Annotated in this window: 20 protein-coding genes and 1 pseudogene; 7 read left to right on the top strand and 14 right to left on the bottom strand. The window is 71.3% G+C overall.

The window, feature by feature from the left end; translation table 11 throughout:
• Window position 1: 1 nt before the first annotated feature.
• From ACZ5VQ_RS32730 to ACZ5VQ_RS32715, 4 genes are all read right to left on the bottom strand, one after another.
• Entirely contained in the window at window positions 2-2,344 is a 2,343-nt protein-coding gene (locus ACZ5VQ_RS32730; protein WP_469108091.1) for an AbfB domain-containing protein, read from the bottom strand.
• Window positions 2,345-2,510: 166 nt separating this feature from the next.
• Window positions 2,511-4,001, bottom strand: coding sequence for a glycoside hydrolase family 76 protein (locus tag ACZ5VQ_RS32725; RefSeq protein ID WP_469108090.1), 1,491 nt, complete (start codon window positions 3,999-4,001; stop codon window positions 2,511-2,513).
• Window positions 4,002-4,281: 280 nt separating this feature from the next.
• Window positions 4,282-4,746, bottom strand: coding sequence for a TetR/AcrR family transcriptional regulator (locus tag ACZ5VQ_RS32720; RefSeq protein ID WP_469108089.1), 465 nt, complete (start codon window positions 4,744-4,746; stop codon window positions 4,282-4,284).
• A 13-nt stretch (window positions 4,747-4,759) separates the two neighbouring features.
• On the bottom strand, window positions 4,760-6,205 hold the full coding sequence (locus tag ACZ5VQ_RS32715) for a hypothetical protein (protein ID WP_469108088.1): 1,446 nt from the start codon (window positions 6,203-6,205) through the stop codon (window positions 4,760-4,762).
• 113 nt (window positions 6,206-6,318) lie between these two features.
• On the opposite strand from ACZ5VQ_RS32715, the gene ACZ5VQ_RS32710 reads away from it, so the two are divergent.
• The gene (locus tag ACZ5VQ_RS32710; RefSeq protein WP_469108087.1) at window positions 6,319-7,596 is read left to right on the top strand and encodes a molybdopterin-dependent oxidoreductase; all 1,278 of its coding nucleotides are present in this window, start codon (window positions 6,319-6,321) and stop codon (window positions 7,594-7,596) included.
• 316 nt (window positions 7,597-7,912) lie between these two features.
• Here ACZ5VQ_RS32710 and ACZ5VQ_RS32705 read toward each other — a convergent pair whose 3' ends face one another.
• From ACZ5VQ_RS32705 to ACZ5VQ_RS32695, 3 genes are read right to left on the bottom strand one after another with little or no spacing between them, the layout of a single operon-like run.
• Window positions 7,913-8,692 (bottom strand): class I SAM-dependent methyltransferase, encoded by a 780-nt coding sequence (locus ACZ5VQ_RS32705; protein WP_469108086.1) that lies wholly within the window; start codon window positions 8,690-8,692, stop codon window positions 7,913-7,915.
• A complete protein-coding gene (locus ACZ5VQ_RS32700; protein WP_469108085.1) occupies window positions 8,689-9,306 on the bottom strand; it encodes a TIGR04282 family arsenosugar biosynthesis glycosyltransferase in 618 nt (205 codons plus the stop codon). The genes ACZ5VQ_RS32705 and ACZ5VQ_RS32700 overlap by 4 nt, the downstream gene beginning before the upstream one ends.
• Complete coding sequence (locus tag ACZ5VQ_RS32695) at window positions 9,303-10,031, bottom strand: glycosyltransferase family 2 protein (protein ID WP_469108084.1); 729 nt, start codon at window positions 10,029-10,031, stop codon at window positions 9,303-9,305. Before ACZ5VQ_RS32695 ends, ACZ5VQ_RS32700 begins: the two co-directional genes overlap by 4 nt.
• A gap of 127 nt (window positions 10,032-10,158) precedes the next feature.
• On the opposite strand from ACZ5VQ_RS32695, the gene ACZ5VQ_RS32690 reads away from it, so the two are divergent.
• Together ACZ5VQ_RS32690 and ACZ5VQ_RS32685 are read left to right on the top strand one after the other, a co-directional pair.
• On the top strand, window positions 10,159-11,004 hold the full coding sequence (locus tag ACZ5VQ_RS32690) for a response regulator transcription factor (RefSeq protein ID WP_469108083.1): 846 nt from the start codon (window positions 10,159-10,161) through the stop codon (window positions 11,002-11,004).
• Between the two features lie 2 nt (window positions 11,005-11,006).
• A complete protein-coding gene (locus ACZ5VQ_RS32685; RefSeq protein WP_469108082.1) occupies window positions 11,007-12,119 on the top strand; it encodes a sensor histidine kinase in 1,113 nt (370 codons plus the stop codon).
• 29 nt (window positions 12,120-12,148) lie between these two features.
• Here ACZ5VQ_RS32685 and ACZ5VQ_RS32680 read toward each other — a convergent pair whose 3' ends face one another.
• The 3 genes from ACZ5VQ_RS32680 to ACZ5VQ_RS32670 all read right to left on the bottom strand — a co-directional run bounded on the left by ACZ5VQ_RS32680 (window position 12,149) and on the right by ACZ5VQ_RS32670 (window position 16,815).
• Entirely contained in the window at window positions 12,149-13,150 is a 1,002-nt protein-coding gene (locus ACZ5VQ_RS32680) for an NAD-dependent epimerase/dehydratase family protein (RefSeq protein ID WP_469108081.1), read from the bottom strand.
• 53 nt (window positions 13,151-13,203) lie between these two features.
• Window positions 13,204-14,415, bottom strand: a complete 1,212-nt coding sequence (locus tag ACZ5VQ_RS32675; RefSeq protein ID WP_469108080.1) for an NAD(P)/FAD-dependent oxidoreductase — start codon at window positions 14,413-14,415, stop codon at window positions 13,204-13,206.
• Between the two features lie 147 nt (window positions 14,416-14,562).
• Window positions 14,563-16,815, bottom strand: coding sequence for an MMPL family transporter (locus ACZ5VQ_RS32670; RefSeq protein WP_469108079.1), 2,253 nt, complete (start codon window positions 16,813-16,815; stop codon window positions 14,563-14,565).
• Between the two features lie 402 nt (window positions 16,816-17,217).
• Here ACZ5VQ_RS32670 and ACZ5VQ_RS32665 point away from each other — a divergent pair, with 402 nt between their 5' ends.
• Both ACZ5VQ_RS32665 and ACZ5VQ_RS32660 read left to right on the top strand, forming a co-directional pair.
• Entirely contained in the window at window positions 17,218-18,444 is a 1,227-nt protein-coding gene (locus ACZ5VQ_RS32665; protein ID WP_469108078.1) for a sensor histidine kinase, read from the top strand.
• On the top strand, window positions 18,441-19,115 hold the full coding sequence (locus tag ACZ5VQ_RS32660) for a response regulator transcription factor (protein ID WP_200400947.1): 675 nt from the start codon (window positions 18,441-18,443) through the stop codon (window positions 19,113-19,115). The genes ACZ5VQ_RS32665 and ACZ5VQ_RS32660 overlap by 4 nt, the downstream gene beginning before the upstream one ends.
• A gap of 140 nt (window positions 19,116-19,255) precedes the next feature.
• Here ACZ5VQ_RS32660 and ACZ5VQ_RS32655 read toward each other — a convergent pair.
• Window positions 19,256-19,489: pseudogene (locus tag ACZ5VQ_RS32655) on the bottom strand (NADPH:quinone reductase); the annotation flags it as partial.
• Window positions 19,490-19,515: 26 nt separating this feature from the next.
• On the bottom strand, window positions 19,516-20,478 hold the full coding sequence (locus tag ACZ5VQ_RS32650; RefSeq protein WP_469108077.1) for an alpha/beta hydrolase: 963 nt from the start codon (window positions 20,476-20,478) through the stop codon (window positions 19,516-19,518).
• Between the two features lie 92 nt (window positions 20,479-20,570).
• On the opposite strand from ACZ5VQ_RS32650, the gene ACZ5VQ_RS32645 reads away from it, so the two are divergent.
• Window positions 20,571-21,146 carry a TetR/AcrR family transcriptional regulator gene (locus tag ACZ5VQ_RS32645; RefSeq protein WP_469108076.1) on the top strand — a complete coding sequence of 192 codons (576 nt, stop codon included), beginning with the start codon at window positions 20,571-20,573 and terminating at the stop codon, window positions 21,144-21,146.
• Window positions 21,147-21,242: 96 nt separating this feature from the next.
• Here the strand turns inward: ACZ5VQ_RS32645 and ACZ5VQ_RS32640 are convergent, their stop codons facing one another.
• Together ACZ5VQ_RS32640 and ACZ5VQ_RS32635 are read right to left on the bottom strand one after the other, a co-directional pair.
• Window positions 21,243-22,334 (bottom strand): ArsR/SmtB family transcription factor, encoded by a 1,092-nt coding sequence (locus tag ACZ5VQ_RS32640; RefSeq protein WP_469108075.1) that lies wholly within the window; start codon window positions 22,332-22,334, stop codon window positions 21,243-21,245.
• Window positions 22,335-22,355: 21 nt separating this feature from the next.
• Window positions 22,356-23,930 carry an AbgT family transporter gene (locus ACZ5VQ_RS32635; protein ID WP_469108074.1) on the bottom strand — a complete coding sequence of 525 codons (1,575 nt, stop codon included), beginning with the start codon at window positions 23,928-23,930 and terminating at the stop codon, window positions 22,356-22,358.
• Between the two features lie 234 nt (window positions 23,931-24,164).
• On the opposite strand from ACZ5VQ_RS32635, the gene ACZ5VQ_RS32630 reads away from it, so the two are divergent.
• Window positions 24,165-26,111, top strand: a complete 1,947-nt coding sequence (locus tag ACZ5VQ_RS32630; protein WP_469108073.1) for a CocE/NonD family hydrolase — start codon at window positions 24,165-24,167, stop codon at window positions 26,109-26,111.
• The last annotated feature ends 77 nt before the right edge of the window (window positions 26,112-26,188 follow it).

Genomic DNA, 26,188 nt, shown 5'->3' with positions numbered 1-26,188 from the left:
CTCAGGGAGCCCAGGGTGCCGAGATCGCCCAGGTGGTGTCCGGGACGAAGCTCGCCGGGTTGTCCCAGGTGTGCGTGCCGCCCTGCTGGGCCAGCCAGAGCTCCGCGTCGATGTGCCGCAGGTACTGGCGGGGGAAGCCCGACGCCGACAGCCGGATGCCGCCGCTGCCCTGCACCGGGCACCAGGTCGCGTCCTCCTTGTAGAGCGTGGAGTTGTCGTTCGCGTCGCGCCGGACGCGGAACTCGCGGTGGCGCAGATACTCGCCCGGGTAGTTGCGGGACTCGAAGGAGTAGCAGAGCCGGTTGGCGAGACCCGGCTTCACCTTCCAGGTGGCGTCCTCCTTCAACAGGGCTGTGCTGCCGGAGTTCACCACCTCAGTGGAGCCGAGCCCGTCCTTGTGGCGGAGGTAGCGGTCGGTGTAGCCCGGCGTGGTGACCCGGATCGACACGTACTGCTCGACCGGCAGTTTCACCGTCGGGCCGACCGTGCGGGACGCCGTGATGAGCGCCTGGTTGGCCGCTCGGACGCGGGCCTCGTCGACCTTGACGACCTGACGGTCGTAGGTCAGCAGGCCGTTGGCCTCGTTCTCGACGTCCGTGATCTGTGTGTAGACGGCCGCCGAAAGCCCGCCCGCGGGCATCGAGTTCTCCCGGATGCCGTCGAGCAGCCCTACCAGCCGGTCGTTGAGGGCGGACAGGCTCGGCTGGTCCTCGTAGCTGAACCCGCCGCCCGGATACCACTCGTGGCCGGAGACCCGGATGCCGAGGCCGCCGTACTCGCCCAGCACGGAGGCCCGCACCGGCTCCGTCGGCGTGTTGCCGGGACCGACGTAGTTGTGGTTGTCGACCACGTCGCCGTTGCCGCCGTCCTGGGCTCCGCAGCAGTTGACGCCGCTCATGTTGTCGACGAGGCGCGAGGGGTCGTACGACTTGACCATGTCCGCGATGCGGGCCTGGTCGTACTGGCCCCAGCCCTCGTTCTGATTGACCCAGAGGATCAGCGAGGGCGAGCTGCGGTGCTCGTCGATGATCGCGCGGTACTCGGTCTCCCACTGGGTGCGGGCCGCGGCGGACGGGCTCTTTCCGCTGTCCATGGCCGGCATGTCCTGCCACACCAGCAGCCCCAGGCGGTCCGCCCAGTAGAACCACCGCTGCGGCTCGACCTTGATGTGCTTGCGGACCATGTTGAAGCCGAGGTCCTTGTGCTTCTGCAGGTCGTACCTGAGCGCCGCGTCGGTGGGAGCGGTGTGGAGGCCGTCCGGCCAGTAGCCCTGGTCAAGGGTGCCGCTCTGGAAGACGAACGACCCGTTGAGCACCGGGCGTTGGACGCCGTTCACGTTCTTCACCGCGATCGACCGCATGCCCGCGTACGAGCCGACCCGGTCGGCGCCCGCGCTGCCGGTGAGCTCGGCCGTGACGTCGTAGAGGAACGGGTCCTCCGGCGTCCACAGGCGGGCGTTGGGCACCGGCACGGAGAACTGCTGGCCGACCGTCCCAGTGGCTGTGCCGACCTGTGTACCACCGTTGGAAACGGTGACCTTGACGCCTGCGCCGTCGGCTCCGGCGGCGCGCACCGTCACCCGCAGGGTGTTGTCCTGGAGGTTCGGGACCATGTCGAGCCGGGTGATGCGCGCGGCGGCGCTCGGCTCCAGCCAGACCGTCTGCCAGATCCCGGACGTGGCGGTGTAGAAGATGCTGCGCCCGGCGTGCGGGGCAACGTCCTGGATGCGCTGCTTGCCGACTGCCTGGCCGCCGGTCTGCGTGGCGTCGTACGCGGACACGACGATCGTGTTGGTGGCGCCGCCGTTCAGCAGGGGAGTGATGTCGTACGAGAAGGAGTCGTAGCCCCCTCGGTGGACGGCACCGGCCTGCTGCCCGTTGACCCAGACCGTGGTCTCCCAGTCGGAGGCACCGAAGTTGAGCTGGACGCGTCGGCCGCTCCAGCCGGACGGGACGGTGAAGGTGCGCTTGTACCAGAGCTTGTCGTTCTCGGTGATCTTCCGCTGGATGCCCGAGAGCGCGGACTCCGGTGCGAAGGGCACCCGGATCTGCTCGCCGAACGTCGCCGGCTGACCGGCGTCGCGAGATGTGACGGCGAAGTCCCAGATGCCGTTGAGATTGGTCCAGTCGGGGCGGGTGAGCTGCGGTCGCGGATACTCCGGCAGCGGGTTGTCGACCGGGACCTGGTCGGTCCACGGCGTCGTCATCGGCGCGGGCTTGGGGGTCCAGGCCGCCGCGGCTGCGTCGGCCGGGGCCGTGCCGGAGGCGAGGAGGCCGGTGACGGCGAGTGCCAGCACCGCGGCGGCGGTCGTGACGCGCCGCCAGGTCGGTAGGGGTCTCAGCACGGTGATCGCTCCAGTGTCTCGGTGGCGCACGGAGGAACGCCGCCCGCAGGACGGTGGAACTTGTTCAACACGGGAGAACTTGCTGCACGAACACCACAGCATTCACCCGGCCAATTGTCCAGACCAAAGGCAGACAACGTTGTCGGGCGTTCGCTGAACTCCCGCTTCATGGCGCCGCGTTGAACAGGTCGAGGGCGCTCTGCTGCCGCGCCGCGTCCAGCTTGTCGACCGGGCCGAACCAGCGCAGTCCGTACTGGTCGAGGGCGTTCCGGTCGCTCGTATGGGCACGGTCCGCCTGGCGTTGCAGGTAGGCGGTGTACGGATGGTCCGGCAGCGCGGAGTTGAGCTTGCCCAGACCGCGCACGTGCGCACCCTTGAAGGACGGCCCGTCGCCGCCGCAGTCGCCGCTCTCGCACGGGTCGCGCAGGATGCCGTCGGCGGTGTGGAGCGAGGACGTCGTGGTCGCGGCATCGGCGATCTGCCGTGCGCGGGCGAGGAGTTGGCCGTCGCCGGTCGCCCTGTTGAGCTCGGTGAGAGCGCCGAGCAGGACACCCTGGTTGTACGACCAGACGGCCTGGCCGTTGTTGCGGCAGGTGGACAGGTCGACTCCGTCGTTGACCAGGTTCGAGCCGTTGATCATGCCTGTGCCCTGGAACCAGGACCAGCCGGCGCGGGCCCGGTTCAGGTACGTCGAGTCGCCCGGGATGCGGTTGTGCAGGGCGGCGCTGAGCTGGATGTAGAGGGAGTTGGCGATGGCGTTCTTGTACGTCTTCGCCGTGCTCCACCACACTCCGCCGCCGCAGGTGCCGTCCCAGTACGCCGCCATGTGGTCGGCGTCGGCGCGGGCGGTGTCGAGATAGCGGCCGTCGCCCGTCAGGTCGTACGCGGCGACCCAGGCGAGCCCCCACCAGCCGGTGTCGTCGATGTACTCGTTGCGGAACTGCCCGTCCTTCGCGTTCAGGTTGAGGTCGTACGTGCGGGAGATCGCGTACGAGTAACTGTTCATGCCCGTCACCCGGATGTTGTCGACGAGGGCGTTGAGGGCGTTGGCCGAGTTCCACCAGCCGGTGGTGTCGAACAGGCCGGTTCCGTAGTTGTAGAAGGTCATCAGCCCGGTGGCCGCCGCGGTGCGCCGGTTGCCGGCGTTCCACGTCGTGCGGGCCCACGGGGTGCACGCGATCTCGGTGCGGTCCCCGGCCTTGCCGCAGGCGCGCAGGGCGCCGACACCGTGGTTGTTCCAGTCGTCCACGTTGTACATGAGTGTGCGCCAGCCGCGTTGACCTGCCGGGACGGTCGTGTCGCCGAGCCTGCTGTCCGAACTCCAGGTGCGGCCGCCGTCGAAGGAGCGGTCGAGCCAGACCTCGTCGCCCGGGTTGCCGTTGCCGATGGACGCCCAGCCCATCGCGTCGGTGTCGTCGAAGTGCAGGGCGATCGACCGCCCGTGGACGGCCGCCATGACGGGAGTCCGGTCGCTCGGGGAGAGGGCGGGGTCACGGGCGTCGCAGTACCTGTTGCAGATGGTGGCTGCGGCTGAGGTTGCCGTGGCGGGGGTCGTGTCGGCGGCGGACGCGGACTGTGGGGCGAGGGACGTGAGCAGGGCCAGCGCGAGGGTCGCGGCCGATCGTCTGGGGATTCGGAGTCTCGGAAGGAGAGTCATGGGGCCTCTCTGTCAGGGCAACGCCCCTGAGCCTTGCCGTGGGATCCGTCTCGTTCCTTCGAGGACGACACGGATGCGAGCGAAGGCCGGGGCTGTGGAAACGAACATGAGAGCGCTCTCGGAAGGTAGTGAGGGGGAGGGGGAGCGTCAACGGTGTGGACGCACAAAGGAGTTGAACGAGGGGCAAGGAGGGGCATCCTCCGCGGCGGCCGGGAACCGGTGGACAGGCTCTGACGACCTCATGCCCGGTTGGCTGTGGCTCGGCGCCCAGGCTCTTCTGTCAGCGGGGGCGCATCCCGTCGAGCATCATCTGCAACAGCCGGGTCCGCCGGTGTGGGTCGGGCGGCAACTGCCCGCTGACCCAGGCTATGGCGCCGGCCAGATGCCGTACGTCGTCGGCGTCGATGTCCGCACGCAGTGCGCCGGCCCCGGCGGCGCGGCGGACGAGTGCCGTGCCGGCATCGATGGCAAGCCGGCAGTTGCCGCTCTCGTGAGCCGGTGTACGAGCGAGGGTCTGGGCCAGGCCGTCGAAGACGCTGCACTGCTCGATGTAGGCGTCCAGCCAGTGGTTGACCGCCTTCAGCGGGTCCGTCTCGTCGAGCAGTTCGACGCCGAGCCGGTGCAGGTCGGTCAGGCCCTCGTGGACCACCGCCAGGATCAGGTCGTCCCTGCTCGGAGAGTGCCGGTACAGGGTGCCGGGGCCGAGGCATGGCGCGGGCCGTGTTGTGCGCGGTGCGGGCAGCACGCTGAAAGGCGCGTCACCAGCCGGTCAGGAGCAGGTGGTTGAGAAGCAGGGCGAGCGCGGCCTGTGCCGCGAGCCAGGTGCGGGGGCGGGGCAGGAGCGCGCACGAGGCCAGTAGCCACATGGCGAACGGCAGCCAGATGCGTTCGGTCTCCGCTTTGCTCATCCCGGACAGGTCGGCGATGAGCAGAGCGGCGAATGCGGCGGCGACCAGCACGGCGAGGCGGAGTTCGGCGGAGGTGCCGGGCAGGCCTGCCCAGGGCCGGACCCATCGCCGCAGCGCCGAGCCGACCCGCGCGGAAGCGCCGTGGCGGTCGGGTGTCCGCCCGGGCGGAGGGGCGCCGAGGGAAGAGCGTGACCTGAGCCGTGTCGGGGCCTCAAGGAGCGCGGCGCCGGTGCGTCGCAGGCCCGCCACCGTTGCCGGGCCCACGATCAGGACCGTGCAGGCGAGGTTGGCCCACACCCAGTAGCCGTAGGGCCGGATGCCGCCGGCTCCCTGGTAGTAGCGCTCGACGAGCAGCCGATACGCCTCCCACCAGTTGAAGCCCGCGAGGGTGAACACGACCGGGACGACGGCGACCCCGGCGAGGGCGTAGGGCAGGGGCCGGGTTCGTCGAGGGCCGAGCAGCAGGACGGCGCCCGCGATCACGGCGAAGAGGGTGAGCCCGTAGGAGAGATAGCAGGTGAGGCCGAAGAGGAGGCCGGCGGCGAAACCGGTGAGCCGTGGCCGGTGTCCGGTGACCGCGAGGGCGAGGAACGCGATCGTCCAGGCGGCGACCGCCGCGAAGTAGCCGTCCGCGGACGTCCCCATCCACACCGCGGCCGGCGCCATCACCAGGAACGGCGCCGCCCGGCGCGCGAGCGCCTCGTCCGCGAGCGCCCGCACGGCGAGCAGTACCGCCACGCACGCCGACGCACCGACAGTGATGCAGAAGGCTCCGGCCCAGCCTCCGCCGCCGAGTCCGATCCGGTCGAGCAGGACGAACGTGACCGTCGCCGCCGGAGGGTGGCCCGCCACATGCGGGGGCCAGTGGTCGGGGGAGTGGAGCAGGATGTGGCCGGTGAAGTCCCGCAGCGTCGTGGGGATGTCCTGGAAGCGGTCGATGACCTGCAGGTACTCGTACTTGGTCGTGAGCCGGACCGCGATACCGCGCTGCCAGCCGTCGATCAGCGCCAGTGACGACGTCCACGCCATGGCCGTGCCCCATGCGGCGCCAAGCAGCGCGCGCCACGGCAGCCGGGCGGCCACTCGCGGGCCATATGCCACGACGCCGACCGCGACGACGAGCGCCGCAGGGGTGCCGGGGCCGACGTGGGGGCCCCAGTTGGCGTACAGGGGAGGCCACCCGACGTGCAGGGTGCCGTGCTCCCGCTCGATCGCGGTGCCGACCAGCGCGGCCGCCACGACGAACAGCGCGGCGGCCGCTGTCGCGTACAGGTCTCGGAGAAGATCACGGGTCACGGGGGAACGTTAGGCCGCGGGGACCGCGCCGAGGCCATTGCGCGTGCGGACGTCAGCGTTTCGTCATGTGTCGAAGGGCCCTTTCCGCAGTCGCAGCGGCCTACGGTCGGCGCATGTCACGGCTTCGCACCCCACCCACCTCGCCCACGTCCCCCGGTTTCTGGCGCAGTACCGTACGCGGTCCGTGGTTCACCTCCGTGCTCGGTCTCGTGCTGCTCGGCGGGATCACCGTGCTGTTCGTGACGGGGCTGCTGTCGTACGCCGCGTACAACCCGGACCTCGCGCCGGTCAACGACAAGACCCCGGACAAGGGACTGCTCGGCTTCTACCTCTTCGCCTGGCCGACGCATCCGTACTGGCTGTACCGGCTCACCCAGGGCGTCCATGTCACGCTCGGCATCACGCTCGTGCCCGTCCTGCTGGCCAAGTTGTGGTCGGTGGTGCCGAAGCTGTTCGCCCTGCCACCGGCCCGGTCGCTCGCGCACGCCCTGGAGCGGATCTCCCTGCTGCTCCTCGTCGGCGGAGTGCTGTTCGAGTTCGTGACGGGTGTACTCAACGTCCAGCTGGACTACCTCTTCCCCGGCTCCTTCTATCCGCTGCACTTCTACGGTGCCTGGGTGTTCTTCGCCGCGTTCCTGGTGCACGTGGTGCTCCGGGCCCCCGCCGCCGTACGCAATGTGCGTCGCATGCGGGCGGGGAAGGGCCCTGAGGAGGAGGCGGGCGGGGAGCCGGACTTCCCGCTGGTCTCCCCGCGGCCGGCCGAGCCCACCGTGTCCCGGCGTGGCGCGCTGTGGTTCGTCGGCGGCGGTTCGCTGCTGTTGTTCGGGACCACGGTGGGACAGAACTTCGACGGTCCGCTGCGGCGCACCGCACTCCTGGCGCCGCACGGTGGCGCCGATCCGGGCAGCGGTCCCGGCGGCTTCCAGATCAACAAGACGGCCTCGTCCCGGGGGATCACAGCCGCCGAGACGCGCGCGGACGTGTGGCGGCTGGTCCTCACCGGGCCCTCCGGGACCGTCCGGCTCAGCCGTGCCGAACTGCTCGAACTGCCGCTGCACAGCTCGGCGTTGCCCATCGCCTGCGTGGAGGGCTGGTCCACCGGCGACCAGTGGTGGCGGGGTGTACGGCTGCGGGAACTCGCCGTCCTCGTCGGGTACGACGCGGACGTGGCCCCCGACGTGATGGTGGAGTCCCTCCAGCGACATGGCGCCTTCCGCAAGGCCGCCCTGCGGTCCAACCAGGTGCGTGACCCGCGCTCCCTGCTCGCCCTGGACGTCAACGGCGAGCCGCTCACCCCCGATCACGGCTACCCGGCCCGGATCATCATGCCCGCGGCGCCCGGTGTGCTCAACACCAAGTGGGTGGCCCGGATGACGTTCGGAGACCTGTGATGCGCAGAGCGTTCCCTCCGCTCGGCAGCCCGCTGCAACTGCTGCTCCTGGCCTGCTCGTTCGCCCTCGCCGGATACGCGGGTGTGCGTCTGCTGTCCGACGACTGGCTCGGGGTGACGCTGTGGTTCGTGGGCGCGGCCGTGCTGCACGACCTGGTGTTTCTGCCTGTGTACGCGGCCGTGGACCGGGCCGTCACCGGAGTGCTCGGTACCGTCGGCCGCCGGACCTGGACCCTGTACGTCCGGGTGCCGGCGGCCTTCTCCGGGCTTCTGCTGCTCGTGTGGTTCCCGTTGATCAGCGGCCGGGTCGCGGACGGCTACGAGTCCGGCACCGGCCTGTCCGCGGACGGCTTCCTCGCCCGCTGGCTGCTGATCACCGCCGTACTGTTCGGCGGTTCCGCCTTGCTGCTGGTGCTGCGGCTGCGCAGGGAGACGAAGCAGCGGCCACCGGCCGACCACTGATCCACGGCGTGCCAGCCCAGCGGGCGGGCGTACCGCAGCAGCGCCCGGGTGCCGAGCCGAGCCCAGGGGAACGCGGCACCGGTGGCCCCCTGGGTTTCGGTGCCGCGCACGATACGGACGTCGGCGCGCTCGTCCACGTCCACGGGGGCCGTCTCGGCGATCAACAGGCCGCCGGGCACCAGTAGTTGGGCCACTCTGCGCAGCAGGGCGCGTGGGTCGCCGCCGATGCCGAGGTTGTCGTCCAGGAGCAGGGCGGTGTTCCAACGGCCCTCGCCCGGCAGTGGTGCGAAGACCGAGCGCCACAGGGCGGGCCCGCCGAGGCCCAGGGTGTGGGCGACGGCGGCCTCACTGACGTCGATGCCGAGCGCGGTCCGGCCCCGGGCGGCGAGTTCCGTGACCAGCCTTCCGGGCCCGCAGCCGACGTCGAGGACAGCCCCCTCGCACCGGTCCAGGACCTGCCGGTCCACGGCGTCGGCCCGCGCACACCACCGCTCGACGTCCAGCGGCAACAGCCAGCCGTCGCCACGGCGCAGGAAGAGCGGTCCCCGGCCGGCCCGGAGGGCGTCGGCGTAGGGGTCGGCCGACCAGCTGTGCCCGCCGGGATCCCGCGCCGTCACCTCATGCGCCGTGCTCATCGGCGGCCGGCCGTCCGCAGCCGGGCCAATTCCGCGGCGAAGCAGCCGTGCGGCGCCAGGGCGGCGACCGCCTCGGCGTCGGCGGACGTGTCCACGTCCCGCAGACGCGGCAGATCGCGCACCCGCAGGCCGGCGGCGACGAGCCGGGCACGCTGCACGGCGCCGGTGACGGGTGTCGACATCGGAACCCCGCGCAGCAACGCGGGGTCCGGCTCAGCCAGTCCGAGCGCCCAGAAACCGCCGTCCTCGGCCGGGCCGAAACAGGCGTCGTACCCGTCGAAGTCCGCAGTGAGCAGGCCAGGGGTGACCTGGGGTGTGTCCATCCCGATCAGCAGGGCCGGTCCGTCGCAGCCGGCGAAGGCCGCGGCCAGCCGCTCGTCGAGGCCGCCCGCACACTGCGGTACGACATCGAAGCCGGGCGGCAGCCAGGGCCCGGGCTGCCCGTCGAGGACCAGGACCCGGCGTCGGGCGGGTGTCGCGGCCACCGCGCGAAGGGTGTCGGTGAGGGCCGCTTCGGCGAGCGTCGCCGCCTCCTCGGGTGTGAACGGCGGGGTGAGTCGGGTCTTCACCCGTCCCGGGCGCGGTTCCTTGGCGATGACGAGCAGGGTGGTCACCGGCGGAATCCTCCTTTTGCCTGGGCCTGGGCCGTGGCCGCCGTGGGTACGAGGGGTCGCTCGGCCAGGACGCGGCTCATGTCCCGTACCGCCTGCCAGGTGCCGCGCCAGGTCCCGGTCACCTTCGAGGCGCCGGACCGCGGCAGATACGGGACGTCGTGCTCGGCGACGTGCCAGCCCGCGTCGGCGGCCCGCACGACCATCTCCAGCGGGTAGCCGCTGCGCCGGTCGGTCAGGTCCAGGGCGAGCAGCGCCTGCCGGCGGGCGGCACGCAGCGGACCGAGGTCGTGCAGGCGCAGACCGGTGCGGCGGCGCAGCATCAGCGCGAGGGCGAGATTGCCTGCCCGGGCGTGCACGGGCCAGGCGCCCCGGCCCCGCGGCCGACGCCGCCCGAGGACCAAGTCGGCCTCACCGCCCCGGACTTCGTCCACGAACGGCACGAGCAGGCCGGGGTCCAGCGAGGCATCGCAGTCGCAGAAGCACACGATGCCGGCCATGGCCGCGGTCAGTCCCGCATGGCAGGCGGCGCCGAAGCCGCGGCGCGGTTCGTGGACGACGGTGGCGCCCAGTTCCCGGGCGAGGTCCGCCGAGCCGTCGGTGGAGCCGTTGTCCACGACAAGGGCACGCCAGCCAGGTGGAATGCGGGCGAGTACCCAGGGCAGTGCCTCGGCTTCGTTCAGACAGGGGAGGACGACATCGACGTCCTCGGGTGTGGAAGAGGTCATCACGGCTCTCACCCTACGAACGCGAAACGCACATATCGGGCTTCGGCTCCTTACGAAACACGGACGTCAGGGCCGGTGGGCCACTTTGAGAGCGACGCTCGAAGGCATGCGGTGCGAGGCTGGGCGTATGGAACAGCAACCGTACGAGTCGGTGGCGGGCGCCTCCGCCGACAGGCGGACCGGGACGGCACGCGTCCTCGTCGTCGACGACGACCCCACGGTCGCCGAGGTCGTCTCGGGCTACCTGGATCGCGCCGGGTACCTGGTGGACCGGGCCGAGGACGGGCCGACCGCCCTCGCCGGCGCCGCCGCGCACTGGCCGGACCTGGTGGTACTCGATCTGATGCTGCCCGGCATGGACGGCCTGGAGGTGTGCCGCCGGCTGCGCGGCCGCGGCCCCGTGCCGGTCATCATGCTCACCGCCCGCGGTGACGAGGACGACCGCATCCTCGGTCTTGAGGTGGGGGCGGACGACTACGTGACCAAGCCGTTCAGCCCTCGGGAGCTGGTGCTGCGGGTGGAGTCGGTCCTGCGCCGCACGCGGCCCGTCGCGGGCACGCGTTCCCACAGCGCGGCCGGACTCACCGTCGACCCGGCCGCGCGCCGCGCCACCAAGAACGGCGGCGAACTCGCCCTCACCCTGCGCGAGTTCGACCTGCTCGCCTTCTTCCTGCGTCATCCGGGCCGGGCGTACAGCCGCGAGGACCTGATGCGGGAGGTGTGGGGCTGGGACTTCGGCGACCTCTCGACCGTCACGGTCCACGTCCGACGGCTGCGCAACAAGGTCGAGGACGATCCCGCCAGGCCCCGCCTGATCCAGACGGTGTGGGGCGTCGGCTACCGATTCGATCCCGCGGATCCCGCGGATCCCGCAGGCCCCTCTGGCCCCTCAGGCCCCGCAGGTCCCTCTGGTCCTTCCGGCTCCCCCGGCTCTTCCGGCTCTTCCGGCTTTTCCGGTCAGGGCGAGGAGTGATCATGCGCGACACCCTCCTCATCGCTCTGTACGCCTTCCTCGGCGCCGGTGCGGCCGGGCTCCTCGGCGCGGGAACGCTGTGGATGCTGCGCCGCCGCTCACTGACCACCTCCCTCACCGTGGTGGCCGCCGTTGCCGTGACCGCGATGCTCGCGGGCACCCTGGCCGTGGCGCAGGCGATGTTCCTGTCCGCACACGACCTGTCCGTGGTGACGACGGTGGTCGCGATGGCGGCCGTCGTCTCCCTGGCCGCCGCCCTGCTGCTGGGCCGCTGGGTGGTCGCCACCAGCCGCGAACTCGCCCTCGCCGCCCGCTCCTTCGGCGACGACGGCGACTTCACGGCACCCCACGGCGCGGCCACCGCCGAACTGGCCGCGCTCAGCCGCGAGTTGCAGACCACCAGCGCGAAGCTCGCCGAATCCAGGCAGCGCGAGCGTGCACTGGAAGCCTCTCGCCGTGAACTCGTCGCCTGGATCTCGCACGACCTGCGCACCCCGCTCGCGGGTCTGCGTGCGATGGCCGAGGCGCTGGAGGACGGTGTCGCCGCCGACCCGGACCGCTATCTGAAGCAGATCCGCACCGAGGTCGAACGCCTCAACGACATGGTCGGCGACCTCTTCGAACTCTCCCGCATCCACGCCGGCAGCCTGGCTCTGTCGCTCTCCCGGATGTCCGTCTACGACCTGGTCGGCGATGCCCTCGCCGGGGTGTATCCGCTGGCCCGCGAACACGGGGTGCGCCTCGTCGGGGACCGTGTCGAGCCCCTGCCGGTGGAGGTGGACGGCAAGGAGATGAGCCGTGTGCTGGGCAACCTCCTGGTCAACGCGATCCGGCGCACCCCCGCGGACGGCACCGTCATGGTGGCCGCCGAACGCCTGCCCGACGGCGTGGTGTTGTCCGTGACGGACGGCTGCGGCGGCATCCCCGAGGAGGACCTGCCCCGCGTCTTCGACACCGGCTGGCGTGGCACCCACGCCCGTACCCCACCCGCCGGGGCCGGCCTCGGCCTGGCCATCGTCCGCGGCATCGTGGAGGCCCACCAGGGCCGGGCCACCGTACGCAACATTCCCGGTGGTTGCCGCTTCGAGGTGGTGCTGCCCGCGGCCGCTTCCTGAAGCGGGCAGCACCACCGGTCCAAGGGGCGCTACGCGCCACGCATCCCGGCCCGCGCGAACTCCCGCATACCCTCCGCGAAACCGACCTCCGGCTTCCACCCCAGCTCCGCCCGCAGCCGGGAGGAGTCGGCGGTGATGTGCCGCACGTCGCCCAGCCGGTACTCGCCGGTCACGACCGGCTCGGGCCCGCCGTCCGCCGCCGCCAGTGCCCCCGCCATCTCGCCGACCGTGTGCGGCTCACCGCTGCCGGTGTTGTACGCGGTGAGCGCTCCTGCGGCCGAATCCGCCTCCAGCGCCGTCGCGTTGGCCGTCGCCACGTCCCGTACGTGCACGAAGTCCCGCCGCTGCCGGCCGTCCTCGAACACACGCGGGGCCTCACCCCGGGCGAGCGCCGAACGGAAGAAGGAGGCGACTCCGGCGTACGGCGTGTCCTTGGGCATCCGGGGCCCGTACACGTTGTGGTAGCGCAACGACACCGCCGACCCACCCGTCGAGCGCGCCCACGCGGCGGCCAGATTTTCCTGGGCGAGCTTGGTGGTGGCGTACACGTTGCGTGGGTCCGCCGGAGCGTCCTCCCCGACCAGCCCCGGTGCCAACTCCTGCCCGCACACCGGGCACCGCGGCTCGAAACGCCCGGCCGCCAGGTCGCTGACGTCCCGGGGCCCGGGCCGCACCACCCCGTGCCGCGCGCACGTGTACCTGCCCTCCCCGTAGACCACCATCGAGCCGGCCAGCACCAGCCGTCGTACGCCCTTCTCGGCCATGGCCGTGAGCAGTACGGCGGTGCCGAGGTCGTTGCGGGAGACGTACTCCGCCGCGTCGGCGAATCCGGTACCCAGACCGACCATCGCCGCCTGATGACACACGGCGTCCACACCGGCCAGGGCGCGGGCAACCGCCACCGGGGCCCGGACGTCGGCGTCAGGATCATCACGTACGTCGAACACGACGGGCTCGTGCCCGCGCGCCCGAAGCGCCTCGACGACATGGGACCCGATGAACCCGGCACCGCCGGTGACCAGTACTCGCATGCGCCCACGTTAGGACGGCACACCGGTCGCACCCCCGGGCCGCGCGCACCACGTCACGAGTCCGTAAGACGATGCGCTGTCAGCAGGGCCGGTGCCTCGTCGCGCTTGGCCCGCAGCAGTCGTCGGCGCTTGTCGTCCTTGAAGGGCCAGGTGTGCGAACCGGGCTTGCGCGCCTCGTCCGCCAGATGCTTCAGCAAGCCCTTGTAGCTGCTCTCCTTGATCTTCACGGCAAGGCGGCCACTGATGGAGAACCTGTTCGCGGTGTCGTCCTTGGAGGCGAGCTGTACGGTGGCGGCTCGGCGCCCAAGGCTGACGCACAGGCCGAAGAACCCCACCTCGACGGACGCGGGTTGCTCACCCGCGATCCGGCTGAGCACCGTGTCGGCGGCGTGGGCGCCCAGCGGACCCGCGGCCTGGCAGCTCATCCGCAGCGGCATGTCCGACGGTGCCGCCGAGTCCCCGGCCGCGACGATCCGCGCGTCGTCCACGCTCGTCAACGTCTCGTCCGTGAGCAGGCGGCCCAGGGCATCGGTGCTCAGCCCGCTGCGCACGGCCAGGTCCGGCACGCCGAATCCGGCGGTCCAGACGGTCGCCGCGCTCGGCAGCTCGCGGCCGCCACTGAGCTGTACGGCATCGCGCGTCACGGCGGTCACCTTCGCGTCGGGGCCTTCGAGCACCATCACACCGAGCTTGGCCAGCTGCTTGGCAATCGAGCGCCGAACGCGGGGATGCAGATACGGCCCGAGCACCTCGCCGCACACCAGGGTCACGGTGCGTCCGGCCTCCGCCAGCTCGGCGGCGGCCTCGATGCCGAGCGCACCGGCTCCGACCACCGTCACCGCGGCCGTCGCGGGCGCGTCGTCGAGGACCGACCGCAGTCGCTGCGCCTCCTCCAGGCCGGCGATCGGGTAGGCGAACTCGGCCGCTCCGGGCACGCTCGGGTCGGCGCTGCCGCTGCCCACCGCGTAGATCAGGTAGTCGTAGCCGACGGCGCCGCCGGCCGCCAACGCCACGCTGTGCTCGGCCGCGTCGATCCGTGCCACGGTGTCGACCACCAGACCGACGCTCTCGGCGAGGACCTCTCGGTAGTCGACGACCACGTCGTGGGACCCGCCCACCACTTGGTGCAGGCGGATCCGGTGAACGAAGACCGGGCGCGGGTTGACCAGAGTCACGGTCACGTCGTCGCGCTGCGTCAGGCGATTGGCCGCCATGACGCCGGCGTATCCGCCGCCGATCACGACCACATCAGTGTTCTCAGCCATGGTCTCTCCCTCGTTCGCAGTGGGTTCGGCCTCAAGACGCCGCCCGACCGGACCTTGTGACAGGTTGTGAGGCAGACCACTTCAGACCGAATCACACCGAATCAGACCGCTTCGCAGGCGTGGACCGGCGCGTGTGCGCCCGTGGCTTCAGCTGATCCGGGCAGTGGGGGCCGACGTGGGCTCGGGCGGAGGCGGGACGTCGTCGCTCTCCCCGCTCTCCCCGCTCTCCCCGCTCTCCCCGCTCTCCCCGCTCTCCCCGCTCTCCCCGGTCTCCCCGGTCTCCACGCTCTCCACGGCGATGCGGGGCAGCCGCCGGTCGAGCGGCCGGGGCAGCCACCAGGCGGCGTGGCCCAGCAGTGCCATGGCCGCGGGCACCAGCACCATGCGGACGATCGTGGCGTCGAGCACGATGGCCGTGGCCAGCCCCAGGCCCATCATCTTGACGAGTGGCGAGGGGTTGGCGACGAAGCTGAGGAAGACCACCGTCATGATCAGTGCGGCGGAGGTGATCACGCGGCCCGTGACCGCCATACCGCGTGCCACCGACTCGGTGGGGTCACCCGTGGCGTCGTACTCCTCGCGGACGCGCGAGAGCAGGAACACCTCGTAGTCCATGGACAGTCCGAAGAGGACCGCGAAGAAGATCGTCGGCAGGGGCGAGGCGATCGGCAGGGTCTCGTGGAGGTTGAACAGCCCTCCCAGCCAGCCCCATTGGAAGACGGCGACCACGACGCCGTACGCGCCGCCGATGGACAGCAGGTTCATCACGGCGGCCTTCAGCGGTACCGCGACGGAGCGGAACACCAGCATCAGCAGTAGGAACGACACCACGATGATCGCGGCGATGAACACCGGCAGGGTGTCGGCGAGTTGACGGGTGAGATCGTCGGTCATGGCGGTCAGGCCCGAGACGGCGACATTGTCGGGGATGATGCCGCGGACGCGTTCGAGGGTGTCGGAGGTCGCGGCGTCCGCGGGGGCGGTGGTGGGCAGCACGGGCAGTACGACCGTGTCCCCGGCCGCGGAGAAGAGGGGCTCGCCGAGCGACGCGATGCCGGGATCGTCGGCCACGCGCCGGGACAACTCGGGGATGCCCTCGGCGTCCACCCCGGGGGCGCGCAGGTCGGCGACCATGAGCAGCGGGGCATTGAAGCCGGGACCGAAGCCCTCCGCCAACAGGTCGTAGGCGCGGCGATGGGTGGTGCTGGTCGCGTCGTTACCCGCGTCGGGGAAACCTGTCTCCATGCGAAGCGCCGGGATCGCCAGCGCCACCAGCACGGCGGACCCGGCCAGCAGGTACGGCCACGGCCGGCCGGAGACGCGGTGCGCGAACCGCCACCATGCCGTCTTCTCGGGGCCATCCGACTCCTTGACGCGGCGCATACGACGGCTCCGCCGCTCCTTGTGGATGCGGTCGCCCAACAGGGACAGCAGGGCGGGCAGCAACGTCAGGGCGGTCGCCACGGCGAACAGCACGACCAGTGAGGTGCTCAGGCCGATCGAGGTCAGAAAGCCCAGGCCGGTCAGCGCGAGCGCGCTCATCGCCACGACGACGGTGCCGCCGGCGAACAGGACGGCCGCGCCGGACGAACTCATGGCGTTCGACAGCGCGGTGGAGTTGTCCTGGCCGGTCGCGCGGTTCTCGCGGCAGCGCGCCACGATGAACAGCGCGTAGTCGATACCGACGCCCAAGCCGATCATCGCGCCGATCGTGGGCGCGGCGGTGGACACGTCCGTCGCATGGGCCAGCAGCACGATGCTGCCCAGGCCTGCGGCGACGGCGACCAGGGCGAGTGCGATCGGGACCAGCGCGGCCACGATCGTGCCGAACGCCACCACAAGGATGACCAGCGCGCTCAGCAGGCCCGCTGCCTCCGCGCCCGAGGTCGGCGTCTCGGCGTTGATGAACACCGCGTCGCCCCCGAGTTCGGCGACGACACCGTCGCCGCGTACGGGCTCGATCGCGTCGTTCAGGGCGTCGATCTGCTCGGGACGCACCTCCATCGGCGGTACGTCGAAGGCGACCTGGACGTAGCCGATCCGTCCGTCGGGCGAGACCGAGCCCGCCGTGAAGGGATCGGTGACCGTGGCGACGTGCTCCACCCCGGCGACGCGGCCGACGGCCGCCTCGACAGCCGGCCGGTGGCGATCGATCCGCTGCCCTTCCGGCACGGCGAAGACGGCGACGGCGCTGCCGCCGGACGCTTCCGGGAAGCGTTCCTCGAGCAGTTCCATCGCCTCCTCGCTCTGGCTGCCGGGAGCCACGAGGTCGTCGACGAACGAGCCGCCGACCAGCCCGGCAAGAGGCAGTACGAGCGCCAGGGCGGCCACCCAGGCCGCGATGGTCACCCACGGTCGGCGGGCACTCGCGTCGCCGATACGGCGCGTGAGTCGATTCATGGCTGCAACTCCTGGAGACGGCCGCCGTCCGGCGGCACATGTCGGCTGGGCTCGTGCGGGGTGGCTGTCGTCCGGTGGTACCGGTCGGTTGGGCTCGTGCGGGACAGCTGCCGTTCGGCGGCACCGGTCGGTGCGCGGCGGCAGGAGGTGTTCGAGCGGTTCCATCGTGGGCGCAGACGCCGGTGCCGTCTCCCGCCGTCAGGGGGGTTGGACGCCCCCACCCGCGACGGGAAATCCGGGCCCACGTCTCCGCCGGGGGACGGAGGACCGCATCCGCCCGCAGGCGGGTGACGGTGCCTCGGAGCTGGACTTACGATGGCTTGCCCGGCGCGTCGCGGTGCCTGCGCCAGGCCATGGGACGTCTCCCGGCCAAGGCACCGGCCGCCTCTTGATGGAGCGACGATGATCCGCACGGCTCCGCATGCCGAGACGCCCGGCCCCGGCCCTGGCCCCGGCCGCAGGGCGCCGGGCAGGTTCCGCGGCCCGTTCACGCGCTGGCCGCGGGGCGCGGACGCCGTCCTCGCAACCGTGATGTTCCTGCTGACCGCGCTCCTGGAAGAGGGGCCGGGGGACTCCCTCGTCGTCCGCCCGGTCACCCAAATCTTCGGGCCCGCCCTCCTGCTCTTCACCATGGTCGGCGCGGCGCTCTACCTGCGTCGGCTCAGGCCGGTCCTGGTCCTGTGCGTGGCACTCGTCGCGTGGCTCCCGATGCTGGGAAGCAGCTACTCCACTCTGGGCGGGATGGTGATCGTCGCGCTTTACAGCGTCGGACGGCACGACGACGACAACCGGTGGGGCGCTCTCGGTGTCGGCGCGGCCATCGCCGCGCTCACGATCGACGGCATCCTCCTTTCCACCCCCTGGGAGGACATCGGCTTCGGCTACGTCTTCATGTTCGGGGCCTGGTATCTCGGCAGACGCCTGCGGCTTCGAGCCGGGCGCGCTGCCAGGATCCGCCAGGAACAGGCCGCCGAGGCACGGCGGATCGTGGCCGAGGAGCGCACCCACATCGCCCGTGAACTGCACGACGTGGTCGCCCACCGGGTGAGCATGATGACGGTGCAGGCCGGTGCCGCCCGGATGGTGGCCGCCGAGGATCCGCAGGGCGCCCTGGAGGCGATGGCGGCGGTGGAGGAAGCGGGACGCCAGGCGCTGGACGAACTGCGGCACCTGCTGGGAGTGTTGCGGCCGAACGCCGAGCGCGACGGACTGGGCCCTCAGCCGGGTCTGGCCGACCTGCCCCGCCTGGTGACCGAGGTCCGGGAGGCGGGTCTTGACGTCTCGGTCACCGGCGGCATCCGACATCCCCTCCCGGCCCGCGTGGATCTCTCCGCGTACCGCATCGTCCAGGAGGCACTGACCAACGTGCTCAAGCACAGCGGACCGCAGACCCGCACCGAGGTGCGCCTGCGCGCCGAAGGAGACGGCATCACCATCGAGGTCCTCGACGACGGCCGCGGCACCGCCGTCCGCTCCGTGTCGGCCGCGCACGAGGGCCTGCCCGGCCACGGCATCGTCGGCATGCGGGAACGTGCCCTCCTGCTCGGCGGAAGCCTCGACGCGCAGCAGCGTCCCGGCGGCGGCTTCCGGCTCACCGCCCATCTGCCCACCAAGGGGGAGCCCACGTGAGCATCCGCGTCGTCGTCGCCGACGACCAGGCGCTGGTACGCCGCGGCTTCGCCATGATTCTCCGGGTCCACCACGACATCGAGGTCGTGGCCGAGGCGGGGACCGGTATCGAGGCGATCGAGGCCGTACGCCTGCATCGCCCGGACGTGATCCTCATGGACATCCGCATGCCGGAGATGGACGGCCTCGAAGCGACCTCCCGGATCCTTCAGGAGGCCGACTGGGAGACCCGGGTGCTGATCCTGACCACCTTCGACCCGGACGAGTACGTCTACGAGGCGCTGCGGTCCGGCGCCAGCGCCTTCGTGCTCAAGGACATTCCTCCCGAGCAACTGGCCACCGCCGTACGCACCGTGGCCGAGGGCGGGACATTGCTGGCCCCCTCGATCACCCGGCGTTTCATCGACCGGTTCACCCAGCGCCGCGTCAACACCGTCGCCGCGGCCCGCCTGGAACGGCTCACCGGCCGAGAGGGCGAGATCATGACCGCCGTCGCCCGGGGCGCGAGCAACGCGGAGATCGCCGAGCAGCTGTCCATCGGCGCCGCCACCGTCAAATCACATGTGTCGAGCATCCTCACCAAACTGGGGCTGCGCGACCGGATCCAGATCGTGATCTTCGCCTACGAGAGCGGCCTCGTCGAAGCGGGCGACCACGACGTCGGCCACTGACGGTGTCAGGAGGTGAGCTGCTGGTGCCGTACGACGGAGAGCAGCCCGAGCTTGCTGTGGCTCCCCGTGCCGGGACGTGTGGTCAAGTACGACCGAGGTCAAACTGCTCGTCCTCCGCGCGCCGATCGTCGGCTCGCTCGTCAGCCGGTGACCGTGAGCAGCACCCGGCGGCGGCCGCCCGCGTCGACCCGGTCGTGGGCCTTGGCGATGTCCTGGAGCGGGTGGACGTCAGCGATGTCGACGGTGAGGGCACCGGCCGCGGCTGCCGCGGTGAGGTCGCGGGCGGCCTGCCGTTTGGCCGCGGCGGGGAAGTCGTCGCTGCCGAGCAGGCGCAGGGTGACGTTGTTGAACAGCAGGGGCCAGAAGGGGAGTTCGTCGTAGGAGTGCTTTCCGAGTCGCCTCACGTGGCGAGGGAGGCTCGGAGGAACTCGAGGATCTCCGTCCGTGCGGCCTCGGCCTGCGGTGCCAGGCCCGGGATGCTGAGGAACGCGTGCCCCGCTCCGGGATATTCGGTGAGCCGCGTGGGTGTCCCGGCCGCTTGCAGCCGTCCGGCGTAGCGGCGGCCGTGATCGGCCAACGGGTCGTGGGTCGGCACCACCACGAGCGCTGGGGCCAGCCCGTCCAGGTTGTCGGCGTACAGCGGCGAGAGCGCGCGAGGGCCGGTTCCCGGTGGGACCGCGAGCCGCTGGAACAGACGCAGCTGCGGCACGGCGAGGGTCGGGGTGACGGCGTGCTCGGTGACCGAGTCGTGGTCGAGCATCGTCTCGGTCACATCCACGGCGGGGTTGACCAGCACCTGCGCCGTGAGGCACAGGCCGGCCTCCCTGGCCCGGATCGCGGCCAGGGCGCTGATCAACGCGCCGCAGCTCTCGCCGAACACGGCCGTACGCGCAGGGTCGACGCCCCACTGCGAGGCATGCCGCACCACGTGCTGGAGTACGTCCCAGCCGTCGTCCACGGCGTCCGACAGCGGGCTGTCCGGGGCGACCAGACGGTGCTCGACAGAGACGACGAGCGCGGGCAGTTGGGCGGCGAGGTGGCTGGTGACCCAGTCGCTCTGCACCGCCGTGCCCACGAACCCTCCTCCGTGCACATGGAGCACGAGTGGCAGGCCGGTCCGGTCGGCGCCTTCGCCCTCGCGCCCGGGGGCCGGCCGGTACACCCGCACCGGGAGTTCGCGGCCGGGCAGCGTCACCTGCTGCCATCGGATCGCGGCACCGGGATCCGGCTCCCCGGTGAACGCCCGCGCCGCGTCGGACGCCCGGAAGCGGTTCTCCGCGTCGCGGTAGGCGACCAGCTCCTGGGCCGTCATCGCCGACCAGTCCGGCTCCGGCGGCCGCTCCACAGCAGTTACCTCATTCATGTCTTCTCCCAGCCTCAGAGAGTTTCGCGACTTCGGGTATCGAGACCTGAAGTATCGAAACCAAAGGTAGCGAAAACGGGTATCGTGTGGGAATGGCTTCGACCGAATCCGCCAGGCCGCCCGGCCGCCCGCGCGTGGGCGTCAACACCGTGGTGTTCGCCGCGACGCTGAGCACGGTCCGTGAACTCGGCTACGCGCGCGCCACCGTCGAGCGCATCGCCGCGGTGGCCGGCATCGCGAAGTCGACGGTCTACCGGCGCTGGCCGTCGAAGGGCGAGTTGATCGTGGACTGCCTCCTGGACGCGTTCGGCCCGGCGCCGCTGGAGGGCACCGGTCGAGCCGAACTCATGTCCTCGTCGATCCGCTGGGCCGCGGCGAAGATCGGTGAACCCGGGGTGGGGGACGCCTTCGCGGGCGTGTTCAGTGACGCCGTCAGCGATCCGGCCCTGCGCGAGATCCTGTCCACGCGGTTGCAGGACCCGTACCGGCTCGCGCTCCAAGAGGCGCTCGGTGAGCCGGAGGCCCGGGTCCTGTTCTTCATCGACGTGGTGGTCGGTGCGCTGCTCCACCGGATGGGCATGACCGGCGAGCCGATGGTCGATGCCGATGTCGACGCACTGGTCGAGATGGTTCTGACGTACTTCGCCGACGATCCCGGCCCGACCTAGAGCCTCGTCAGGTCACGTTCGCCCTGATGGCGCTGCCCTGCTCGCGGTGGCCGACGCGGGTACCAGGTGCCGCGCAGCCTTCGCCGACGACCGGGTTCACCGCGCCACGGTTGCCAGGACGTCGTGGCCCAGTCGCTGGATGACGTCCGTGGCGAGCCGGTGCCGCACCAGTTTGCCGTCCCGGATGGAGCGCACCAGGCCGGCGTCGCGCAGGGTCCGCAGGGCGCGCGAGACCTGCGGTTCGCTGGAGCCGAGTCGGGTGGCGAGCTCCGAGGTGGTGATGGGTTCGCCCAGCAGGTGGCGGCACAGCTCCATCCGGGCGGGCGAGGTGAGCGCCATCAGCCGGTGGTGCAGATCCCGCACGGTCAGCTCCGCGGTCGGGGTGGTGCCGCGCGCCGCGTACTGCACCACGACGCACGACGGATGCTCGTGCTTGACGGTCAGATGCGGCCACACCCGGGCGGAGGGCACGAGGACGAGTGGGCGCGGGGCCACCTTCACCTCGTCGATCTGCAGCTTGTCCAGCCGTACCCGTTCCCCCGGTCCGACCCGGGCCGCGGTCGGCAGCAGTTCGGTGAGCACCTCCGCGGGCGAGCGGGCCGCAAGTCGGCGACGTACCTCCCGGGCGTGGTCCTCCAGGGCCGGCCGCAGGATGCGCCAGTCCTCGGCGAAGAACGCGGTGTCGGCGGCCCGCAGTACCGCCAGCAGCCGGTCCCGCAGCTCCAGTGGCGCCGCCACCAACTGTCGCGCCAGCTCACCGCGGGCGTAGGAGCGGCGCTGGCAACTGCGTGCGTAGTCCTCCGCGGTGGCGGTGCCGGCGCGCAACTCGCGAACCGGCGGCATGGGCTGCGCGGTGGTTCCGAGCACTCCGGGCGCCACCAGTTCGAGGAAGTCCTCGGCCGGCAGCGTCGCGATCGCCGCCAGCTCCTCGTCCAGGGTTGCCGCGAGCGGCAACGTACGGGGAAAGAACAGACGGCAGCGGAAGCGGGCCCACAGCGGAGCGAACATGGACAACTCGTCGCGCAGTTCGGGTCCCGCGGCGACCGCGCGGGCAGCCCAGCCGGCGGCCTCCGGATGGTGTTCGGGTTCGGCTAGCACATGCAGGCCCGCCATCAGTTCCGACAGAGGGGAGGGCCCGGCCGCGACGTCCGCGGGGCCGATCCCTCCCAGGTCGAGGACGATGCTCACGCCGTCAGCGTACGGCGGAGCTCACCGCACCGGCGCACCCGGACCGAGCGGGATGCCCAGCAGATACCAGACGAAGAACAGCAGTACCCACACCACCAGCATGATCACGGCGACGGGCAGGGTGAAGGAGACCAGGGTGCCGATGCCGGCCTTGCGGCGGAGGGTCTGCAGATAGCCGACACAGAGCATGAACGAGGTGCTCATCGGAGTGATGGAGTTCGTACAGGAATCGGCGATGCGGTACAGGGCCATGGTGGTGGCCGGACTGGTGCCGAGCAGCATCAGCATCGGCACCAGTGCCGGGGCAACCAGGGCCCACAGCGCGGAGCCGGAGGTGATGAGGAGGTTCATCAGCGCGACCGTGAGGATCAGCAGGGAGAACAGCACCAGCGTGGGCGCGCCCAACTTCTCCAGGAAGTCAGCGCCCTCGACCGCGACGACCGTGGCGATGTTGGTCCACTTGAACAGGGCGAGGAACTGGGACACGGCGAAGAAGAGCACCAGCAGCGGCGCGATGGAGCGCACGCCCTCCGCCATGAACTCCGGTATCGCGCGGCTCCCGCTGATCCGCCCGGTGAGCCGCCCGTACACGGCACCGATGAGCAGGAAGAAGACGGTGAGGAAGACGGCGATGGCGTTCATGAAGGTGGACTCCACGATCGCGCCGCCCTCGCCGCGGAGCGGCGACGAGGCGGGCATCATCGCGAGCACGATCAGCGCGGCGTAGCCGAGCACGGCAAGACCGGTCGTCCGCAGGGCCCGTACCTCGGTGGCGTCGTCGACCCCGGCGGCGACGACCTGCTGTGCCGCGGCGGCCTCCAGGTCGGCGTCGGGGAGCAGGTGGTGCTCGCGCTTGGCGAGGACCTTGTCCACGACCAGGGCGATCGTGCCGGCCAGCACGAACGCCGAGACGGTGGTGAAGTACATGTTGTCCGTCGCGCGGACCACCACGTCCTTGTCGACGAGCTGCGCGGCCTCGGTGGCGACGGAGGCGAACAGCGCGTCACCGGGGGCGATCAGCGGGTTGGCATCACCCGCGGCGTTGATGGAGACGAACGCGACGATCATGCCGAGCATGGGAGAGCGGCCCACGGCGCGGAAGGCCACCGCCCCGAGCGGAATGAGGACCACGTACGCGGAGTCCGACAGGAACTTCCCCAGTACGCCGCCCAGGGCCACGCCCAGGACGACGGCGCGCGGAGACAGGCCCGACAGCATGCGACGGGCCAGTGCCTCGAAGAGACCTGACCGCTCGGCGACCGCGACGCCGAGCATCACCATGAGCACGGTGCCGAGCGGCCCGAAGGTGACGAAGGACTCCTCGGCGCCGGTGACCAGATCCCGTACAGCGTCCGCCGACAGGGCGCTGCGCACACCGACCAGGTCGCCCGAGGAGGGGTCCTCGACCCGCAGACCGGAGATGTTCAGGACCCAGCTGACGAGGGCGACCACCCCGCCCAGGATCCAGAACAGCCAGAACGGATGCGGCAGTGCGTTTCCGGCACGCTCGACCAGATCGAGGAGGCGGGAGCCACGGCCCCCCTCGTCGGGCTCGTCGGCCTGCACCTCCTGGGTGCGGCTGTCGGGTGTGCTCATGGCGGACTCCTGTGAGGACGGTGGAACGAGGGCACGACGCGACCGCGTCGCGAGCGCTGTGCGGGAGACGGGGACCCGGAGCCGTGCACTGTCCGTGGTGATGGGGCGGGGCGTGTCGCCGGGTTGCGCTGCACAGTAGGTCCCGTGTCCGATCCCGTCACCGTCCGGCGGAACAGTTGACCTGATGAGGTCAAGTGATCGCCACGACGTGGGCGACTGCCTAGCGTCACGTGGGTGATCTCGTACGACACCCCCCACGCCCGCCGGCCCGAACCTCTCCAGGGCGGTGCCCTGTGGCGCCGCGACCTGCGCGTCCCCATGCGGGACGGCATCCATCTCGCCGCCGACCTGTACTCCGCCTCACCCGAGCCGGAGGCGACCGCGCTTCCCGTGCTCCTGGAGCGCACGCCGTACGGCCGGCGCGCGCAGCGCGGTTCGGACCAGGACCGCAGCGACGCGCCCGTCCCGCGGCCCGAGGACATCGCCCGGCACTTCACCGAAGCCCGCTACCACGTCGTGCGGCAGGACTGCCGGGGCCGCGGCGACTCCGAGGGAACGTTCGTGAAGTATCTGGGCGAGGGCCCGGACGGGGCGGACACGATCGCCTGGCTCAGGAACCAGCCGTGGTGCGACGGCAGGGTCGTGATGACGGGGGTGTCCTACTCCGCCCACGTCCAGGCGGCCGCGGCCGCCGAGGGGGCGCAGGGGCTCGCCGCCATGTTCCAGGACTCGGGCGGTTTCTCCTGTGCGTACGACGCGGGGATGCGGATGGGCGGTGCCTTCGAACTGAAGCAGGTGACCTGGGCACTGCGGCACGCGGTGCAGAGCCCCGAGGCGGCGGCGGACCCGGTGCTCCGCGAGGCGCTGCTGCGGGTGGACGTGCCGGGCTGGTTCGGTGCGATGCCGTGGCGGCCGGGGTGCACGCCGCTGCGACACCTGTCGGCGTACGAGGACTTCCTGCTGGAGCAGTGGCGACAGGACACCTTCGGGGACTACTACCGCAACCCGGCGCTCTACGGGCGAGGTTTCTACGGGCGCTTCCCGGACGCGCCGAGCCTGCACATGGGCAGCTGGTACGACCCCTACGTCCGCTCCACCATCGAGAACTTCACCGCCCTGCGCGAACTGAAGTCGGCGCCTTCCTACCTGGTCATGGGCCCCTGGACGCACGGGCACCACTGCGAGACGTACGCCGGAGACGTGGACTTCGGCCCGCGGGCGACACTGGACGGCAACCTCGCCCCGTCGTACCTGGAATTCCGCCGCCGCTGGTTCGACCGCGCGCTGGGCCGGGAGGACGAGCGGAATCCGGAGAGCGGGGACCTTCCCCCCGTCCAGTACTTCCTGATGGGCGGCGGTGACGGCCGACGGGATGCGGCAGGTCGGATGCGGCACGGCGGCGAGTGGCGCACCGACACCCGGTGGCCGCCGACGTCGACGGCACCCGTCGCCCTGTACCTCACCACCGACGGCGCCCTCACCCTCGACCCGCCCGCCACGGCCGCCGCGTCGGTGACCTACGACTTCGACCCGCACCACCCGGTACCCACCATGGGAGGCCAGGTCACCTCGGGCGAGCCGGTGATGACCGGCGGGGCGTACGACCAGAACGCCCCGGACGCCCGGGTGTACGGCGCGCGTGAGCCGTACCTGCCGCTGGACTCCCGCCCGGACGTGATCAGCCTGACCACACCGCCGCTGGAGCAGGACGTGGTGCTGGCCGGCCCGGTGTCCGCACGGCTCCACATCTCCACCACGGCCCCGGACACCGACTTCACCGTCAAGCTGATCGACGTCCACCCGCCCAACCCCGACCATCCGCACGGCTTCGCCATGAATCTCACCGACGGCATCTTCCGCTGCCGCTTCCACCGCTCCTACGAGAAGCCCGAGCTGCTCAATCCCGGGGAGGTGTACGAGATCGAGGTCACCGCCCCCGACACGGCGAACCGCTTCGCCGCCGGCCACCGCATCCGGCTCGACATCTCCTCCAGCAACTTCCCCCGCTTCGACGTCAACACGAACACCGGCGAACCGGAGGCCGCCGCCCGCCGCACCGCCACAGCCGCGAACACCGTGCACATGGATGCCGAACACCCCTCCCACCTGTGCGTGTGGCTGGAAGGAGGAGCGGACGCGTTCGCCCAGCCGGAGCGGGTCCGGCCGGCCCCGCCGTCGTAGGCCGCCTCAGCCTTGACGATCTCCATGAACCTGAGGACTCTCGAAGGTAGTTGACGGCCCGTCAGTCGAGGTGGATC

It is taken from the genome of Streptomyces sp. NPDC033178 (assembly GCF_055577685.1).
The sequence above is the reverse complement of the archived record's forward strand: the minus strand, read 5'-3'. Positions and strand labels throughout refer to the sequence as shown.

Excerpts from the sequence above, each read along its gene's own strand:
- ACZ5VQ_RS32725 (WP_469108090.1), bottom strand. The coding sequence starts at position 4,001 with ATGACTCTCCTTCCGAGACTCCGAATCCCCAGACGATCGGCCGCGACC.
- ACZ5VQ_RS32710 (WP_469108087.1), top strand. The coding sequence starts at position 6,319 with ATGTCACGGCTTCGCACCCCACCCACCTCGCCCACGTCCCCCGGTTTC.
- ACZ5VQ_RS32705 (WP_469108086.1), bottom strand. The coding sequence starts at position 8,692 with ATGAGCACGGCGCATGAGGTGACGGCGCGGGATCCCGGCGGGCACAGC.
- ACZ5VQ_RS32695 (WP_469108084.1), bottom strand. The coding sequence starts at position 10,031 with ATGACCTCTTCCACACCCGAGGACGTCGATGTCGTCCTCCCCTGTCTG.
- ACZ5VQ_RS32690 (WP_469108083.1), top strand. The coding sequence starts at position 10,159 with ATGGAACAGCAACCGTACGAGTCGGTGGCGGGCGCCTCCGCCGACAGG.
- ACZ5VQ_RS32685 (WP_469108082.1), top strand. The coding sequence starts at position 11,007 with ATGCGCGACACCCTCCTCATCGCTCTGTACGCCTTCCTCGGCGCCGGT.
- ACZ5VQ_RS32680 (WP_469108081.1), bottom strand. The coding sequence starts at position 13,150 with ATGCGAGTACTGGTCACCGGCGGTGCCGGGTTCATCGGGTCCCATGTC.
- ACZ5VQ_RS32675 (WP_469108080.1), bottom strand. The coding sequence starts at position 14,415 with ATGGCTGAGAACACTGATGTGGTCGTGATCGGCGGCGGATACGCCGGC.
- ACZ5VQ_RS32670 (WP_469108079.1), bottom strand. The coding sequence starts at position 16,815 with ATGAATCGACTCACGCGCCGTATCGGCGACGCGAGTGCCCGCCGACCG.
- ACZ5VQ_RS32665 (WP_469108078.1), top strand. The coding sequence starts at position 17,218 with ATGATCCGCACGGCTCCGCATGCCGAGACGCCCGGCCCCGGCCCTGGC.
- ACZ5VQ_RS32650 (WP_469108077.1), bottom strand. The coding sequence starts at position 20,478 with ATGAATGAGGTAACTGCTGTGGAGCGGCCGCCGGAGCCGGACTGGTCG.
- ACZ5VQ_RS32645 (WP_469108076.1), top strand. The coding sequence starts at position 20,571 with ATGGCTTCGACCGAATCCGCCAGGCCGCCCGGCCGCCCGCGCGTGGGC.
- ACZ5VQ_RS32635 (WP_469108074.1), bottom strand. The coding sequence starts at position 23,930 with ATGAGCACACCCGACAGCCGCACCCAGGAGGTGCAGGCCGACGAGCCC.